This is a genomic window from Polaromonas sp. P1_G2, assembly GCF_056405515.1.
Genome location: NZ_JBFUBY010001273.1, coordinates 1 through 432 on the forward strand (window position 1 = coordinate 1; position 432 = coordinate 432).

1 protein-coding gene is annotated in these 432 nt (G+C 61.3%); it reads right to left on the reverse strand.

Annotation, left to right across the window (positions count from 1 at the left end; translation table 11 throughout):
- The coding region (locus AC1D0P_RS30110) for a cobaltochelatase subunit CobN (RefSeq protein ID WP_477680082.1) at positions 1-432 on the reverse strand (432 nt) is incomplete at both ends.

Sequence of the window (432 nt, forward strand, 5' to 3'; positions counted from 1 at the left end):
GAGATGCGGCAGCGGGCCGAAGACGGCTTCCGGATAGCAATTTGCGGAGAGCGCCATGGCCTTGCCCGGCAGCCATTCCATATTGCCATGCTTGCCCATATGGATCACCGCATCGGCGCCGAAGGCCTCGCGGATGAAGGCATAGAAGGCAAAGTAGCCATGCGGCGGCACCAAGTCCGGCGAATGATAGGTGTCCTTCGGATTGAGGTGATAGCCGCGCGCCGGCTGGATGCCGACGAGCACCTGGCCGAAACGCGAAAGCGGCAGGGCAAATGCACCGTCGAGAAAGAATGGATCGGCCTCTGGCGCACCCCAGCGCGCCACGACATCATCCTGAATCTGAACGGGAAGGCTTGCGAAGAACGCTTTGTAATGACTCAAGGAAAGCGCCTGACGGATCACCCGGCCATCCGTCGCCGCATTGGTCGGACC